Genomic DNA, 17,070 nt, shown 5'->3' on the forward strand with positions numbered 1-17,070 from the left:
GGACACGCGGTGGATCGACGGGATCGAGCGCCGGAGCACGTCCGGCCGCCACATCTCCCGCGCCCGCGCGCTCTCGAGCAGAGGATGCCTTGGCGCGTCGCACTCGATGCCGATGCCGTAGAGGCCGGTGCGCGGGTCCTCGATCGCGAAGTCGAGGCCGAACGCGCCGTCGTCGCCTACCGACGCGGGCTCCCAGCCGAGCGAGCGGATCTCGTCGGCCACCGCCGCCTCGAGCCCGTCGTCGGCTGCGTCACGCCCGCGCTGGCGGCGTTGCTCTGGCGTCAGCCGCGAGAGCAGCGCCTCGGCGGCGTCGAGGTCGCCGTCCGACAGCGCACGCGCATACTCGAAATACGCCTGGAGGAAGTCGCGCGGGCTGGCCGCCTGCCGTCGTGTCGAGAGCAGGTCGGAGATCAGCGGGATCGGCATCGAGGTGAGGAGGACGACCTTCTGGCGGGCACGCGTGACGGCCACGTTGAGCCGCCGCTCCCCGCCGGTCTGCCCCAGCACGCCGAAGGAGCGCCGGAACGTCCCCTGCGCGTTGCGCCCGAAGGTCGAGGAGAAGACGATGACGTCGCGCTCGTCGCCCTGGACGTTCTCCACGTTCTTGACGAAGAGGCCCATGTCCTCGCCGCCCTCAACGCGCTCGCGCTCGCGGGTCAGCGCAGTGCGGAATGCCGCGTCATGTTCCGCGCGATCCTCGAGCACCTCCTCGATCAGGTCCGCCTGCTTGCGGTTGAACGTGACCACGCCGATCGTCGGCGGGGTGGCTCCCGCTTCGGCCCAGATGTCCCGCAGGACGTCGGCGACGCGCTCGGCCTCCTCGGGGTTGGTCTGGTCGACGTATGTCCCGTCCACGCGGATCATCTCGACGGGCCGCTTGCGCCGGATCTCATCGGCCGGATGGCGCGCCGGGACGCTGAGCCGGTTGACGTAGAAGGAGGCGTTCGAGAACTGGATCAGCTCGCGGTAGGCGGACCGGTAGTGGATCTGCAGGGTCGTGGACGGCAGCACCGTCTTGGCCAGCTGCAGAAGGTCGGGGCAGTCCTTGATCTCGCGGCGGTTCCAGGTCTCCTCGACGGCCTCCCGCTGATCCTCGGGCACGTCCTCCTCGGCCGCCTGACCCTCGAAGACCTCGGCCTCGTCGCTCTCCACCCGGCTGGAGAAGAAGGCCGTCGGCGGCATCTGCTTCTCGTCGCCGCTCACGACCATGGCGCCGCTGCGGTAGAGCGTCGGCAGCGCATACTCGACCGGCATCTGCGAAGCCTCGTCGAAGATGACGGTGTCGAATAGGGCCTTCCGGAGCGGAAGGAGGCGGCTCGCGACGTCCGGGTTGACGAGCCAGACCGGTCGCAGCCTTATCAGGCCGAGATCGGCGCCCTTCTCGACGAACTCGCGCAGCCGGCGCGCGCGGACGCCGCGGAGCCTGGTGATGTCCTCCCACTCGCGCAGGGGCCGAAGGCGGCTCGCATCCAGACCGTCGACCAGCAGCCGGCGGTTGAGGCTCCGCATCTCCCTGTCGGCCGTCTTCAGCGACGCGGCCTTGGCCTCGAGCTCGTCGGCCTCGAGCATGAGTGTCGGGTCTGCAGCCTCCATGCGCGCCTTCCACGCCAGCCGCGCCTCCAAGCCCATGATGCGGCGGACCGTCGGCTCGAGCTCGGCGCGAGGCAGCTGCTCCAGCTTGTCACGGATTCTCGCCAGCTGGGCGAAGACCGCCATCGCCTCGTCGCCGAGCTGCGGCACCCTCGCGCGGAAGCGCTGGTATGCGGCGGTGGCGGGAAGCTCCTTGAGGACCGGCTCGACCGCGGCGCTGCCGGGCGCATTCGCCGCGATTGCTTCCTGCCGGGCCTCGATCCACCCGTCCTCCATCCAGGGCCGCACGCGCTCCAGTGCCTCCCGCGACGCGACGCGGGCGGCGTGCCGCGCGAGACCCTGGTCTATGCCCTCCATCAGATCCTCGACGGCGCCGCGGGTGGCCGCCCGCGCCATCGCGGTGGCAGTGCGCGGCTCGGGATAGGCCTCGATCCGCGCGACGAGCGCCTCCGTCGCGTCGAGCTCCCGCCGGAGCGCGCGGGCGTGCGTCAGGAGTTCGGGGACGCGCAGCGGTGCGAGTTGACCGGACGGCTCGCCGACCTCGGTGGTCACCGTGATCAGGCGCGAACGGAGCGGCCGGAGAGACGTCTCGCGATGAAGCGCCGCTCCCAGCGCGGACCGGTCCGTCAGCCCTTCGCGCTTCATCAGGCCGCGACGCCGCCAGGCCGCCATCCAGCGCCCGGGCGAAAGCCTCTCGAGCAGCGTCGGCCGTCGCAGGAGGCGGTCGGAGACGGTCAGCCACTCCACCAATTCCGCGTCGTCCATCGCCCGCGCCACTTCCACGGCGTCGGTCGGCGCGTCGTCCGTCGGGACTGAGAGAAGCGAGCGCTCGAGTTCGCCGATCTCGGCCTGCGCCGCCGTGGTCCCGGGGGTGCGGTCGGCCGCCCCGGCGAACCGGTCCAGCCAGCGCGCGAGGCGCTCCCTCTGCCCGTCGTCGAGGTCGAGCAGCGTCCTGCCGTTCGCCGCGGACCACGCGCGATACGGTTCCGGATCGTCAATCGCGAGCGCGTCCGGCGTTCGCTCCAGGACCTCCTCGCGCGATGTCTCCGCCAGATGGAAGGCGCGCAGATCCTCCTCGAACGTCTCGACGCTGCCGTCATCCGTGCCGAAGGGCCGCGTTTCCGCGAGCGGACTGCCCTCGTAGCGTGCGGGCAGCCAAAGCCTCGCTGTCGGCGCGCAGACCTCCTGGAGCACGGCGAGCCTGCCGGGGTCGAGCGGGGCCAGGGTGTGACGTAGCGACGGAAGCGCGGGCGTCGTCCCCTCACGGGCGAGGCCGATCAGGTCACCCAGCACGAGGCGGTATGAGAGGCCCGTCTGACCGTCCACCGCGTGCAGGGCACGGTGCTGACCGTCCAGGTCATGCTCCAGGGCCTCGATGCGCGCCGCGGTCTGCTCGCGCTGCTGGCGCCATCCAGTCGTGCCACCGGGTCGCTGGAAAATCTCCTCGAGCTGTTCCCTGACCGCCCTGATGACCGGTTCCCGATCCTTGTTCACGTCGTTGACCATGACGATGCGGTTGCCGAGCCCGGCAGCCTCGAGCCGCTTGTGCACGACTTCGAGCGCGGCCTGCTTCTGGCAGACCACGAGCAGGCTCCGGCCGGTTCCGATCGCGTCCGCCACCATGTTCACGATCGTCTGGCTCTTGCCGGTGCCAGGCGGCCCCTCGACGAGGAGGCCGCGCCCCGCCCGGGCCTCGAGCACGGCGGCCTCCTGCGAAGGGTCGCTGTCGGCCGTGAAGTAGCGCTCCCGCTCGGGCGCCCGGGGCACCTCCGCACGGTGGATCTCCTCGCCCACCCTGAACGCCGTCTCGAGGCTGCTTCCGGCCGGCGGCATGGCCTTCAGCTGGCGGAGGTCCTCCATGACGGCCTGTCCCATGAAGCCGAGATGGAACAGCGCCGCCGAGCAGTGGACCCGGTCCTCGCCGGCAGCCACGCGCAGGTCCTTCGACGGCAGCGGGACGAGCGTCCGTCCCGCGATCTCGGCGAGTTCGGCGAACGCCTCGACCACCTCGGCAGCAGTCGCTGACGAGCGGCCGAGGACCTCGTCCGCAACCTCCCGCCAGCGCCGCGCAGCGTCGACGCCGAGCAGCGTCTCGAAGGCCGGATTGAGGCGGACCTCCTCGCGGTCGCGGTCGAACGCGAGCGTCACCCGGCCGCGCGAACCGGTCTCCGGGTGCAGCTTCACCGGCCACAGCAGGACCGGCGCGATCCGGGGGCGCGTCGAGCGGTTGGCCTCCTGCATCACCAGGAATGGGAAGCCGAGATAGAGCCCGTCGATGCCCGTGTCCCGTCGATACAGCGTCGCGTGTCCATGCAGAGTGCGTAGCCGTCGCTCTACGCGAGGATCCTCGGCGAACGCGTGCGGGTCCACGTCGATCACCTGCTCGTTGCGCAGCAGCACGTGGTCCAGGAGGGACGCGGCGCTGCGCCTCGGGCTGTCGAGCTCGGCGAGGTCGACCCGAGCAGTGGTCTTCCCGACGATGAGCCGCGTCAGCGGCCCGCGCATGATGGCTCCCGTGATCCGCCGGGCGTAGAAGTCGAGGAGCGTCGCGACGTAGGCCTGACGCGGTGGCTGCCGCCATTCGTCGGCGGGGACCTCCAGCAGGGCAAGCGCCCTTGCAAGAGGCAGACGGCGTTCGAGCCGGAACTGGTCACCCCATTCGTCGATGCGGTCGCGGCCGCACCTCGCGAAGCCCTCCAGACGCGCCTCGATCTCGGCGTGCAGCTCCCGCCTCGACACCGCCGTCCGGGCGAGCGCCGCCTCCCGGTCGAACTCGGCGAGGCCGGCCCGGCGGGCCGTCTCCTCAGCCTCGTCGACGATCGCGTCGGCCGCCCGGAACTGGGTGGCCGCGGCGCTCAGCAGGAGGATCAGGTCCTTCTCCTCGGTGACGCGCCGCTCGACTAGGGCCAGCAGTCCAGGGTGGTCGGTGTCGGGCAGGACGCGCCGCCGCTCGTCCCACACCGCCGCCAGCCGGCTCTTCGAGGTTGACAGCGACGTGACCCGCAGCTGCGTTTCGTCGAGCTCCACATCGAGCTGGCGCGCGCGTTCCCTGACGCGCGCCTCGCGCCGCTTGAGGCGCGCGAGCCACACCTCGTCGTCGTCGCGCTCCAGCCGGTCCGGGACCGGCCCGGTAATGAGCGCGTAGCCCTCCTCCGGGTGATCGAGCAGCCAGCCCGGCGTCACGATCTCGCCGCGCACGACTAAGGGCATCGACGGGTTCAGCGCCTTCAGCGCCAGCGCGAGACGCATGTCCTCCGAGACACCCTCGAGCGCGGCGATCGCGCGCACCTCGGTCCGCAAGCCGGCGTGCTGGCCGGCCTCCTCGAGCCAGGTCGCGACCTCGCCGCCCAGCAGCATCGAGCGGGCCTCGTCCCAGGCGCCGGCCTCGGCAGCCGCGAGCGCGAACCGCTCCGGACTCGCGTGCCTCACCCCGGCGAGCCGGATCGAGCGCGCCCCGTCGGAACCACCAAGCTGCCGAACCGCCGGCGGCGCCTCGGGTATGTCCCCCGTCAGCCAGCGCTGCACCTCGTCCCACTGCCAACGCGCATGACGGTCGAGCGAGAGCAGACCCCGCAGCAGCGCGTCGACGGAAGGCGCAAGCCCTTCAGGGATCGGCGCGCCGTTGGTCAGGACGGTGATCAGGAACGTCTGGTCGTCCGCACCGGCGAAGCACTCGCCGCGGGTGACCTGCTCAAGGATGAGCATCCCCAGGCTCCACCAGTCGCTCGCGGCCGCCACGCCGCCCGCGACCGCCTCCGGAGCGGTGTAGCGGGTGATCTCGAGCGGCGAGACGACGTCCAGGTCGTGTTCCGACAGGCGGGCGGAGCCGAAGCCGCTCAGCACGAGGTCCAAGGGCTCGCGCTGCCGGACCATGATCGCGCCGGGCCTCAGGTCGCGGTGGCGCAGTCCGCATTCGCCGATGGCGGCGAGCGCGCCGCCGACCTCGCGCAGGATGCTGGACATCGTGGCGTGGTCGTCGGCCAGTAGGCCCAGGTCCGCGAACGTGCCGCCGCGCAGGTCCTCCGACACCTCGTAGGCCCGCTCCTCCCACCGCCCGGTCTCGTAGATCTCCGGCACGTGGTCGCGGTCCAGCGCGCGGAGCGCGTCGTAGACCTCGGTGTCCGGCTCGCTCCCGTTCGCGTAGAGCGTGAGCACGGCCTCGCAACCATCCTCGGCATGGACGACCTCGTAGCGCTCGCGCACCTGGCTGGTGGTCGGCAGCCGCCTGATGAGCCGCCAGCCGGCGACGATCGTCTCCGTGACGCCCTCGACGGCCTGTGCCGCGCCTGGCTCGGGCGCGACCGCATCCGTGTCCGATCCGTCCGCGGAGGCAGTGGGCGTTACGGGGTCCGGCGTCGCCGCCACGTCACCGCCGCACTCGGGGCACATGATGTCGCCCGGCCCGACCGGATGGCCGTTGAAGCAAACCGAAGCCGACGGTGCTGCGGGCGCGGCGGACGCTGGCTGCTCGGGGCGCCAGCCTTCCGGCCGGAGCGGCTGCGAGGAGAGCGGCCAGTCGCACGGGGAGCCGTCGACCTCGCCCTCGCAGAAGGTCTCGCTCGGCGACCGCTCGGTCCGGCAGTTGGGGCAGAACCTGATCACGGATGGGCTCCCACCATGTCGGACGTCACGGACACATGCCCGGCCGACGCCAGCGCACGTCGCAGCCGGGCCATCTCGCCCCGTGCGGGAATGCCGGCCAGCCAGGCGTGGCCATGCTCGTCGAACGCGACGTCCAGTCGGCGGTCGGCGGCCACGGCCGGGCGGTCGTAGGACCGCACCGTGGCACCTTCCGGGGTCAACACGTGGATCAGCTGGTTGTCGCTGCCCCGCAAGGCGAGCGTCTGCGGCAACTCGGAACGGAAGGGCCCCGTGACGAGGGCGTCGACCAGACCGGGGTTGCCCGACAGCCAGCCAGCCACGTCGCCGTGCTCGCGGCCGGTGAAGACGAGCGTCGGGGTGCCGGAGACCGACCGCCAGTGCGCTAGCGCGGCCGCCAGCGCCTCAGGCTGGTCGAACGGCTCGCCCCCCGACACGGTCAGTCCGTCCGCCCCGTCGGCGAGCACGGTCAAGCGCTCGAGAAGCTCGGCCAGGGGCACGGTGCCGATTCCCGGCTCCCACGTGTCGACGGATATGCAGCCCGGGCAGCGGATGGAGCATCCCTGCAACCAAAGCCCGACGCGCCGCCCGGGCCCGAGCGTCGTCACGGGGAAGTGCAGCCTCGAGATGGATACTTCCGTCACGCGTCCTCCAAGACCAGCGTCGTGACCGTGCCGGTCTCGATTCGGCTCACCACGGTCGGCGCCTCTTCCTCGCGGTCGAACAGCGCGCGGGCGAGCGGATTGATCAGGTGCGCCTCGATCTGGTTGCGGATGCCGCGGCCGCCGTTCGAGAGGTCGGCGGTGCAAAGGTGCCGGAGCGAGTCCCAGGCCGCGGACGACAGGGTCACCCGGTATCCGGACGCCTCGGCGTCGGCGAGCACGGAGCGCACCATCGACGCGAAGATCTCCTCCGCCACCGCCGGGCGGATGAAGTCGAACACGATCACGTTCTCGCCGAAGCGGTTGAGGATCTCGGGGCGGTTCAGGACCAGTTTGAAGTGGTTGCCGATCTCCGCGCGGACGCGCGAGCGCACCTCCTCGAACGGCTGGTCCGGCGTCACGTTGGCGCGGCGGCTGCCGTCGGCGGCGGTGGAGTAGATCCCGAGGTTCGAGGTGAAGACGATCAGCGCCTCGGAGAAGTAGACCCTGTCGCCACGTCCCGACGTCAGGACCCCGTCGTCGAGGATCTGCAGGAACTTGTCGAGGATGCGCGGGTGCGCCTTCTCGATCTCGTCGAAGAGGACGACCGAGAAGGGGCGCTCCCGCACGGCGTTGGTGAGTTCACCGCCCGCGTCGTAACCGACGTATCCGGGAGGTGCGCCGATCAGCCGCTGGTCGGCGTGCTCCGCGCTGAACTCGGACATGTCGAAACGGATGTATGCGCTCTCGTCGCCGAACAGGAGCTCGGTGACCGTCTTGGCGAGTTCGGTCTTGCCGACGCCGGTCGGCCCGGCGAGGAAGGCTATGCCGCGCGGGCGACCGCCGCGGCGACCACCGCCGATGCCCGTGGCGGCCCGCTTCACGATGTCGAGCATGTGCACGACGGCGTGGTCCTGGCCGACGACGCGTCGCTTGATGATGTCCGCGCCGTCGCGGATCCGACCACGCTCGATCTTACGCCACGCGTCCTCCGTGACCCCGACCTTGTAGCGTCGGACCGCCTCGGCGACGTCCTGCACCGCGACGCCCTCGGTGCGCGCAAGCTGCGCTACCGCACTCAGGTCGACCAGCAGCATCCCCTCCGTTGCGTCGACGAGGTCGGCGACCGCGGCCTCGACGACCTCCTGACCGGCTGCGCGGGCGCCCGGCATGCCCCTCACCAGCGACGGTGCTACCGCCCCTCGGGCGGCGCGGTCGGGCGGCGCGATCGGGATGTGGCGCAACCGGGGATTGTCTATCGTGAGCCAGTCCGGAAGATCGCCCTCGCGTTCGGCGATCCAGACGACGCAGTTGTAGCGCGGCGCGCGATCCGGTCCCACCGGGCGCGGCTCGACGGACTGGCCGAGCACCAACGCACGGGTGAACAGCGCCTGCTCCTGCGGCGTCAGCGCATCGTTACGGACGACGAGTCGGGAAGCGAAGTCGGCCACGAGAGCGACCGGCGGACCGTCCAGCCCGACGAGGCGCTCGAGCGTCGCCCCGAACAGGTCGGGCCCGGCCGGTGCCTTGCCGTTCGAGGGCGTGAGGCCGAGCCTCGTCAGCACTCCATCGGCGTCGCCCTGCGAACCGTCGGGTCTCGGCAGCACCGTGAACCCGGCGATGGGATCGTAGCGCACGACCCCTGAGTAGCCGGCGTCGCCCAGCGTTGCGGCGAGGACGTCCGAGAGGCTGGCGGCCACCGCGGTGCCGCCGACGTCCCGGATCTGCAGGTCGCGGACGTTGCCCGTCAGCACGAACTGGCTCTTGAGCGGCAAAAAACGCGTCAGGTCGCGGACCCAGCGCGGCCGCACGTCTTCGTCTCCCAAGTCCTTTCCCCCCCGGCTGCGGACGACTCCCTTCCCGCAGGCTCGTCAAACGACAGACTATCGGCTGGACCGCTTATTTCAATCCACACAGCAACTTGTTGCCCAGAACGGATCTGTCTTGCAGTCTACCGTCGGGATCGTCGGGGGAATCGCGGTCCGGGGGGAGATAGACTTTGAGAAAACCGGTCAGGATCGACAGGGCGTCCGGGCGTCGGCCACCGGCTCCGAACCGTGCACCTCCGCGTCCGGCGACCCCAGCCACGACTCAGCAGAATGCAGCGCTCGGGCAAGGCTGCGGCCTGGTCTTCGTCGTTATCCTCGTCCTCTTCCTCGTCGGGAAGTGCTCGTCGGGCTCCAGCGACGCACCAGGCAACTCCGTGGACGCAAGCGTTCCGCAGGCCATCTTGGAACCGGCCTACGTGGCGGCGCGGAGCCTGAACTGCCGGCGCGAGCCCGACGCCTCGGCAGCCGTCTCGGAAGGTCTGACGCGGAACGACCAGGTCGTCGTCGCGGAACGACGCTGCGAATGGGCACGCCTGACGCGAACCGGCGGGGACTGCTGGGTGTCGAACGCCTTCCTGTCCAGCGCTCCTGGGGGGAGCGGCAACGCGACGGAAGCGGCGAGGCCGAGCGCGCAGGGCCTGATCTCGACCGGCGTCGGGTCGAGCGTAGCTGCAGCCGGTGCGGGCTACGTGGCCAGCAAGGCGGTAAGGTCCGGAAGACGGCACGGCGGATCGCGACATCGTGGCTCATCCGGCCGGCGCCGCGGCGGGGGCGGCGGCTACTTCGGATCAGGCTGCCCCTGCTCGGGCTCGCAGGTCTGCATCGGACCGCGTGGCGGGCGCTACTGCATCACGAGCGGGGGAAACAAGCGCTATGGCGTATGATCGGCATCCCCTCCGTCGGCATTTCATCGTTAGCCCCGTGCCATGAAGCTGACGACGGAACAGCAACGCGTGCTGGTCTCGATCGTCGAGGGCGCTGGAACCACCCAGCGGTTCGGTCGGTGGGCGCGTCCCACCTACGACGCGCTGAAAAGCCGCGGCTTGATCACGACGACGAAGCTGGAAGCCCCGGCGGACTGCTACGCTCTGTGGCGCGTCGACCTGACCGCGAAAGGCCGGTCGATGCGGGACGGGCTTACCGGCAAGGTCGAGCCGTTCCCATTCCCGGAGTATCCCTGCCGGCCACTCGCCGACAGCTGCTGGCACGATCCGCATTACCCAGTGGGAGAGTGGCGGTGCCCGCTCAGGAAGGGACATGCGGAATTCCACCGCTATGTGCCCATCGCGCTCATACGTCTCGAGCGTCCGTGATGACGACCTTCCGGCACACATGCAGAAGCAGAAGAGGTCTCGGTCACAAACCGAGCCCACAACAGGAGCTCGCAAATGGCGACCTGCAAGATCATCCACACGGCCGACTGGCAGCTCGGTAAACCCTTCGGGCGCTTCCCGGCCGAAGTCTCGGCGGCGCTGTCGGAGGCCCGGCTCGACGCGATCGACCGGCTGTCCGCCGTCGCGTCCGACCAGGGCGCGTCCCACGTCGTCGTCGCGGGCGACGTGTTCGACAACGTGGACCCAGGCGACCGCATCGTCATGCAGGCGCTGTCCCGCATGGATCGCGCGAACGTCACGTGGTGGCTGATGCCCGGCAACCACGACCATGCCCGTCCGGGTGGGCTGTGGAGCCGGGTCCGTCGGGTCGCGCCAGCCCGGGTCCGCGTCGTGGACACGCCGGAAGCGGTCGAGCTGGAGAGCAACGCATGGTTGCTGCCGGCGCCGCTCGAGCATCGGAAGACGGCATCGGATCCCACGGCCGCGATGGTCGACATGCCGACGCCGCCGGGTGCGATCCGCATCGGCCTCGCGCATGGCTCGATCACCGAGTTCGGGGCTGCAGGCGAGAGCGCGAACCTCATCCCGCCCGACCGGGCGAAGTCGGCGGGACTCGACTACCTCGCCCTGGGCGACTGGCACGGCTACCTCACGGTCGGGGACCGCACGGCCTACAGCGGCACGCCTGAGACCGATCGGTTCGGGCGCGACGAACCGGGATCCTGCATCTCGGTGGAAGTGCGCCAGGGCGACGTCCCGACGCTCGAGCGCGTCGACACGGGCCGCTACCGCTGGTTCTCCCGCCGCTGGGAGGTCTCTGGTGTCGAAGACCTTCGTCGGAAGGTCGAAGATCTGAGATCGGATGCGCGCCTGTCCGACGTGCTGCTCAGCCTCAAGCTCTCCGGCGTGGCGAACCTGGCCGAGCGGGTGGCCATCTCGTCCGAGCTAGACGACAAGGTCGCGCACGAGCTCAGGCACCTCGACGTCGACACCAGCGGCCTCGTCGCCAGGCCCAGGCCGGAGGACGTCGCCCGCATCGACGTCCAGGGCGCGCTCGCCGCGGCGGCCGTGTCGCTCCAGGCGCGAGCGGAGGCGGGAGGCCCGGATGCGGGCGTCGCGGCCGCCGCGCTGGAGCGTCTCTACGTAGAGGTCATGCGCCGGGGTGCGGAGGTGGTGGCATGATCATCAAGTCCTTGGAGATCGCCAACTTCCGCAAGTTCCGCGATCCGCTCCGCATCGACGGCTTCACCGACGGCTTCAACGTGGTCGTCGAGCCCAACGAGACCGGGAAGTCGACGGTGCTGGAGGCCCTGCGCGCAGCCTTCTTCATCCGGCACTCGGCCAAGACCGAACTCGTGCGGTCCTACGTGCCGATCGGCGACGACGTGGCGCCGCGCGTCGTCGTGGACTTCGTGGTCGGCGGTCGGCCCTGGACGCTCGAGAAGCAGTTCATGAAGTCGACATCGGTGCGACTGACCGGCAACGGAGGTCGTCGCGAGAGCGACGCCGCCGAGGACGCCCTCCAGGAACTGCTTGGCTTCGAACGAGGCAACAACCGCGGCAGCGATCCCGAGACGCGGGGACCGCTCGGCATGCTCTGGGTCGAGCAGATGAGCGCCCTCCAGGTCGAGAGCCCCAACAGGATCGTCCGCGACAGTGTCCGCGGCGTGCTCGAGGCGGAGGTCGGCGCCGTGACCGGCGGTCGGCGCTTCGACGCCATCCGCAGCAGCGTCGAGGCGGCCTACGGCGCGCTCCGCACCCCGGCGACGGGCAAGTCGCGCGGCGAGCTGGCCGCGGCCGAGACGAGGCTCGCGTCGGCAGTCGCAGCACGCCAGCAGGTCGAGGCCGCCTATCGCGACTACGAGCAGGCGCTGACCGACCTCGACGGAGCCAAGGCGCGGCTGCGCATCGTCGAGCGGGACATCGCCGATCCGGAGACCGTAGAGCAGCGATGGAGGCTGGAGGAGGACCAGAAGCTCGCGGAGACGGCATCGCTCCGCCTCGCCACGGCAGAGGCCCAGCACGGCCGCGCGGAGGAACTTGCAAGGGCGGCCGCCGCACGATTGGAAAGGCTGGACCTCGCGGAGGAACGTGTCGCCGAGGCGGCAGAGGAGATCGAGCGAACGCGCTCCCGCCAGGATGAGGCCAAGGGGGTCGTCGGCGCGGCCGTCGGCGAGGAGAAGCAGCAGCGCGCCGCGTTGGAGGGTGTGCGGAGAACGCGCGCGGAACGCGAGGCGGAGCTGGGCGCAGCCCGCGACCGGATGAAGGCGTTCAACGCCGCCGCCGGCGCCCGCCGCGCCAGCGACGCCCGGAAGACGCTCGGCGAGCTCGAGGAGCGTGAGCGCGCGCTCGAAGCGGCAGGCGCGCTCGCGTTGGAGGACGACGATCTCGCAAATCTCTGCAGCCTGGAGCGAAAGGAGGTCGCAGCGCTGGCCAGGTTCGAGGCCGGGGCCGTGAAGGTCGACATCGAGCTAGCGAGCGGCGTCGACCTCCGCATCGACGGATCGCCCAGCGACGTTGCCAGCCTGGACGTCCTCTCGACTACCCGGCTTGAGATCGGGTCGGCCGGCAGCATCGTCGTCCGGCCGCCACAGGGGTCGGGGCTGTCGCTGGAGGCCGACCTTGCAGCCGCAAGGGAGCAGCTCGCCGCGGCGTTGCGCGCACTCGGCCTGGAGTCGCATGCGGCCGGGGTTGCGCGAAACGAGCGCGCGGCGTCGGCGGCGCGCGAGCTCGTCACCCTGCGCGCGCAGATCGCCGCCGCGTGTCCGGGTGATCCGACGATCGGGCTAGCGCCGGGCGCCGACGCCCTCCGCACGTTCGTCGCCACGCTGGAGGAACCCGCCGACGATCTCGTCGCGCCGGACGACGACCTGGATGCGCGCGAGGCCGCAGTCACCACCGCGACGCTCGCCGAGGCCGCCGCCGCCGCCACCCACGACCACAGCAGGACGGCGCTTTCGGACGCGGAGAGGCTGCTCGCCACCGCCACGGCGGACGTCATGGCCGCCAGCCGGGAGGTGGACGCCGCCCAGGCCAGCCTGGAAGCCGTGCTCGCAGACGCGGACCGAGCGGGTCTCGAGGCCGTACTAGGCGAACTGCAACGCGACCGAGCCGCCAAGCTCGAGCTGCTCGAACAGGCACGTGAGGGCGCTAAGGCCTTTGACCTGACCGCGATCAGGCGGCGCCTGGAGAATATCGGCCGGGCGGCGGTCCGCGCCGGGGAGGAGCGGCTCGAACTCACCGGCCGGATCGCCTCGCTGGAGGCGACCGTCATGCGCGAGGGGGTCACAGGACCGGCAGGCCGGGTCGCCGAAGCCAAGGAGGAGGAACTGGCCGCCAACGCCGCTCTCCAACGCCTGCGGGAGGAGGCGGACACTTTGGAGACGCTGCGCCAGGCTCTCACCGATGCGGCCAGCGAGGCGTCCCGAACCTTCCTCGCCCCCGTCACGCGCCGGGCGGCGCGCTACGTCGAACGGCTGCTGCCCGGCTGCGGCCTGTCCTTCAACGAGGAGCTCGGGCTGGCCGGGGTCTCGCGGTCGGGCGTGGACGAGAGCTGCGGCGACCTGAGCCGGGGAACGCAGGAGCAGCTCGCGATACTGACGCGGCTTGCCTTCGCCGACCTCCTCCTGGACGACGGCAAGCCGATCTCGCTCATCCTCGACGATCCGCTCGTCTATTCGGACGACCAGCGCCTCGAGACGATGACGGACATCCTGCAGGAGGCCGCGCAGCGGATGCAGGTGATCCTCCTCACCTGCCGCTCGAAGGCCTTCCGCCATGTCGACGGCAATCGGATAACGCTGAGGTGACCCCCTGAAGCCGACCAACACTCCCAACACAGTGCCCCGCGCGATGACGCCGGCGCTCATGCAGTTCTGCGCCTCCATCTCGGGCGCGGAGCCGGTGTTCGTCGCGTCTATCCCCCTGCGCCGGGCAGCGACGTCCTTCTGCTTTGAGAATGTTGCGAGGAGAGTTGAGGAGAAGGGTGGGTCGATCGCGTACGGTTGGGCAATCTGGCACATGCCCGGCCTCTACTTCGAGGCTGAGCATCACGCGGTGTGGCGCAACAGGCTTGGCAACTTGATCGACGTCAGCCCGCAGATGGGCGGTCGCAAGCGGCTGCTCTTCCTCCCCGATGCGGCAGCTGTCTACGACCCGTTCGCGATCCGGCAGAACATCATGGCCCCTGATGGGGAATCGGAGAGGGCGCGAAGGATGACGGAATTGGGGAACCGAAGGCACGCCCTGCTGCTCAGCTGCCGCATTCTAGGTACCGCCGAGATCCGACTGTACGAGGATGACCAGATCGAACTTTCAGACATCGACCGCCAGATTCAGCAAATCATGCTCAGTTAGAAGACGGTCTTGCCTCTATATCTCGCGTCGCAGGCGCACGAATCCCGCTATTTAGGCGCTTTGCGTGCCCGTAGCTGTTACATCGACGGGCAGCCGAGCGCGGCTGCCCCAGAGGGCTCGCGACCACCTGCAGCTCGAACGAGCGGATGTGGATGCAATGCGGAGCATCGTCCGCTTTTTCTGTGCAGAAAACCAGAACCAGACTTTCCGCACCCAGCCCAAACCCGGTCATTGCTAAGAGCGCTTCCGTCCGGCTTGGATGGACGCGGGTTGGCCGTCGCGGTCTTGATTACGATCGGCAGCTTTCAGGAATGCGCCGGAGCCCGTCGAATGGCTAATGTTGGGGCGCGAAGCTGCCATGCGATTGAGATCGATAGCGACGGCAGCTTCCGTGCAGTTTAAGCCGTTCCAAAGCGCGCTCGTGAATGGCTACTCCTGTCGATACCCGCCATTCCTGTGCCATTGAGCGGCCCGGCAGCAACGCGCCCCACAGTCGACGCTAAGCCTTGGAGAGCACGCCGGGCTGATCGCGTTCAAATCAGCTTAAGCTTATCAAACAGCGCGACGTTGCGACGCTGCGCGTCACGGAGCACCTTTCCGTAGTCTAGCACCTCATAATAGGCTTTGTAGTTTCGGCTATAGCCATAAAAGCCCTGTCCGTCGGGCATGACCGTCGCATCGCGGTCCTTAAGTATCTTCTTCAGATTGGGTGTCAGGTCGCAGACGACGTAGCAGGTCGTCGGAATGTCGGGACCCGCGACCGCGATGGGGCGCCTGTTCGCATCCAGCTGGGTTCCCGAACGGACTTTCTCAATGATCTCGAACACTTGGGTCAGCGGATTTTCCTCACGGTCATAGTCGTCGCGCATCGGGCGCTTGAACTCGACCACGGTGAGGCTGCTGAGCGGCTGGGGACCATCACCCAAGAGATATTCCTGGTCGAACGCGATCAGGTCGGGCCGCATCCGAGAGTCGGACTCTAGACCGTCAATTGAGCGCAGCTGCCGGTCCGAATGGATGACACCGAACGAATTCAACCGCTCGTCGAGGATCCAGAGATTCTGCTGGGAGTAGAGCGTGTCGTCTGTACTCGAACGCATCGGGAAGATGATCTGATGCAGGATGCGCTCGAGCGGATATTTGCCTGTGCCGTCGGTCGAGCCCAACGCCTTCTCGAACAGCTCGAGAATGATCTTTCGATGGGCGACATATTGCGCCAGCGCCGCCACGCCGAGCTCGTTGTTGTTTTCTAGGAAGTGCGAGAGCCGGTCACGATAGGCTTCATAATCGTCCAGTTTGGCCGCCTCGACGATGATCCGGCTGCCCTCTTTTTTTAGTTCGACCTCGCGCTGATGCAACTCGCGGTGGAGCGCCATCTCAAGATCGTTCTTCGTGCCGGACGGCGGAATGCGGTCTATAAACTCGTGGGCGCGCTTGAGCAGCACGCGATAATGCGGGGCGTCGCTGGCGACGTAGTTGCGGACGCGCTCGAGCTTGCTGGTGTTGATATCCGCCAGAACGTCGGAAAGGTCTGAGCGCACGAAGTCGATACATTCCTTGCGAATCTCCGCCCGCTTCATGTTGGGCACGAACAGGCTTTCCTGCGCGGCATCGGCATCGGTATCATCGTCGATGTCGAACGCCGTCCGTTCTTGATTGACATGGGCGTTGAGGAAGCCGCCAGTCACTACCGCGAGATAGACGAAGCTCTCGCCAGCCTCATCGGCCAGCCGGCCCGAGAGATTGGGGATATGGTCGTCTAGATTCTCGGAGAGAACCGCGCGCTCGTCCGCGCAGTAGATCAGACGGTGACGGAAGCTGCGCGGTACCTTCAGCCGGAAGCCATGCACCTCGAAATCGTGATCGCGGATCGTGAAGGTCGATCGCGTCGCCGACTTGCGGAAACCGCTCTCGAACACCGCGTTGACCGACACGCGCTCCTTGCCCGACCGCAGTTCAATTTTGGGGCAGTTTGGCTGCATGAGGAGCAGGATGAAATGTTCGCACATCCGAAGCGCGATCAGCTCGAGATCGAGGGGCACCTCGCTCTTGAAAGGCTCCTGAAAGGCATCGAGCGTGATCGCCGTGCCGATCGGTGCTCCCTCGGCCGGCTCATCCTTCACATTGTCCGGGTCATAGGCGGTGTCGAACGTGAACCGCCGGCGCAGCAATCCGTCGTCACCTGCATCGAAGACGCTGTCGACCTCGACGCTACCAAACGCCTTGAGCCAGAGGAAGCGCCCGACCCCCTTGCCGCCTCGCATAAATTTATATTCGGAAAATGCGGTGTTAAAAGAATCCATGTTCTCGTCGGTGAAGCCGACACCATTGTCATAAATGACGAAGCGCTGGATGCGGTCGGCTGTCCCGTCCAGTTTCAGCGAATTGGCCTCGACGACATTGATGATGATCGACCCCTCGCCGGGCCGTTCCTGGATAGACTGGAAAGCATTCATCACCGCCTCGAAAACCGGCAGCAACGGTTTCCACTTCGGAAGTTTGGTTTGCCGGATCTGACCGGAGAGACTTGCGCGGAACATTGAGCGCTTGTGCTTCATAGCCAATCGTTCCGCCAGCCCAATCACTGCCGACGTCAGAGAAAGGCGGGCTGCTGCGCGTTCCTGCCCTTCCGCATCGCGGGTGCGGTCGCCGGGAATTGACTGCTCCACATTGACGCATGTTCGAAACGGGGGCGGCGATGAGGTAGCTGAATGTCTGGTT

General features: G+C 68.7%; 9 protein-coding genes. 5 read left to right on the plus strand and 4 right to left on the minus strand.

Going from position 1 to position 17,070, the window contains the following annotated elements:
- From KAY22_RS04630 to KAY22_RS04640, 3 genes are all read right to left on the minus strand, one after another.
- Positions 1 to 6,192: AAA domain-containing protein (locus KAY22_RS04630; RefSeq protein WP_296620554.1), on the minus strand; the 6,192-nt coding region annotated here is incomplete at its 3' end.
- Positions 6,189 to 6,833 carry a 4Fe-4S single cluster domain-containing protein gene (locus KAY22_RS04635; protein ID WP_296620556.1) on the minus strand — a complete coding sequence of 215 codons (645 nt, stop codon included), beginning with the start codon at positions 6,831 to 6,833 and terminating at the stop codon, positions 6,189 to 6,191. The genes KAY22_RS04630 and KAY22_RS04635, both read right to left, overlap by 4 nt.
- On the minus strand, positions 6,830 to 8,656 hold the full coding sequence (locus KAY22_RS04640; RefSeq protein ID WP_296620558.1) for an AAA family ATPase: 1,827 nt from the start codon (positions 8,654 to 8,656) through the stop codon (positions 6,830 to 6,832). The genes KAY22_RS04635 and KAY22_RS04640 overlap by 4 nt, the downstream gene beginning before the upstream one ends.
- A gap of 404 nt (positions 8,657 to 9,060) precedes the next feature.
- Here KAY22_RS04640 and KAY22_RS04645 point away from each other — a divergent pair, with 404 nt between their 5' ends.
- From KAY22_RS04645 to KAY22_RS04665, 5 genes are all read left to right on the plus strand, one after another.
- Positions 9,061 to 9,543, plus strand: a complete 483-nt coding sequence (locus KAY22_RS04645) for an SH3 domain-containing protein (RefSeq protein WP_296620560.1) — start codon at positions 9,061 to 9,063, stop codon at positions 9,541 to 9,543.
- A gap of 42 nt (positions 9,544 to 9,585) precedes the next feature.
- Entirely contained in the window at positions 9,586 to 9,972 is a 387-nt protein-coding gene (locus tag KAY22_RS04650) for a hypothetical protein (RefSeq protein ID WP_296620562.1), read from the plus strand.
- A 75-nt stretch (positions 9,973 to 10,047) separates the two neighbouring features.
- Positions 10,048 to 11,175: a DNA repair exonuclease gene (locus KAY22_RS04655; protein ID WP_296620564.1), complete on the plus strand. Its 1,128-nt coding sequence runs from the start codon at positions 10,048 to 10,050 to the stop codon at positions 11,173 to 11,175.
- Positions 11,172 to 13,802 carry an AAA family ATPase gene (locus KAY22_RS04660; protein WP_296620566.1) on the plus strand — a complete coding sequence of 877 codons (2,631 nt, stop codon included), beginning with the start codon at positions 11,172 to 11,174 and terminating at the stop codon, positions 13,800 to 13,802. The genes KAY22_RS04655 and KAY22_RS04660 overlap by 4 nt, the downstream gene beginning before the upstream one ends.
- A 43-nt stretch (positions 13,803 to 13,845) precedes the next feature.
- Positions 13,846 to 14,349: a hypothetical protein gene (locus KAY22_RS04665; protein ID WP_296620568.1), complete on the plus strand. Its 504-nt coding sequence runs from the start codon at positions 13,846 to 13,848 to the stop codon at positions 14,347 to 14,349.
- Between the two features lie 533 nt (positions 14,350 to 14,882).
- Here the strand turns inward: KAY22_RS04665 and KAY22_RS04670 are convergent.
- The gene (locus KAY22_RS04670; protein WP_296620570.1) at positions 14,883 to 16,907 is read right to left on the minus strand and encodes an ATP-binding protein; all 2,025 of its coding nucleotides are present in this window, start codon (positions 16,905 to 16,907) and stop codon (positions 14,883 to 14,885) included.
- Positions 16,908 to 17,070 lie beyond the last annotated feature (163 nt).

The sequence above is a fragment of the Rhizorhabdus sp. genome, assembly GCF_018006725.1.
GTDB lineage: Bacteria > Pseudomonadota > Alphaproteobacteria > Sphingomonadales > Sphingomonadaceae > Rhizorhabdus.

Bases quoted from the DNA above. Each gene is read 5' to 3' on its own strand.
- KAY22_RS04655 (WP_296620564.1), top strand. From the start codon at position 10,048: ATGGCGACCTGCAAGATCATCCACACGGCCGACTGGCAGCTCGGTAAA.
- KAY22_RS04665 (WP_296620568.1), top strand. From the start codon at position 13,846: ATGACGCCGGCGCTCATGCAGTTCTGCGCCTCCATCTCGGGCGCGGAG.
- KAY22_RS04670 (WP_296620570.1), bottom strand. From the start codon at position 16,907: ATGAAGCACAAGCGCTCAATGTTCCGCGCAAGTCTCTCCGGTCAGATC.
- KAY22_RS04660 (WP_296620566.1), top strand. From the start codon at position 11,172: ATGATCATCAAGTCCTTGGAGATCGCCAACTTCCGCAAGTTCCGCGAT.
- KAY22_RS04650 (WP_296620562.1), top strand. From the start codon at position 9,586: ATGAAGCTGACGACGGAACAGCAACGCGTGCTGGTCTCGATCGTCGAG.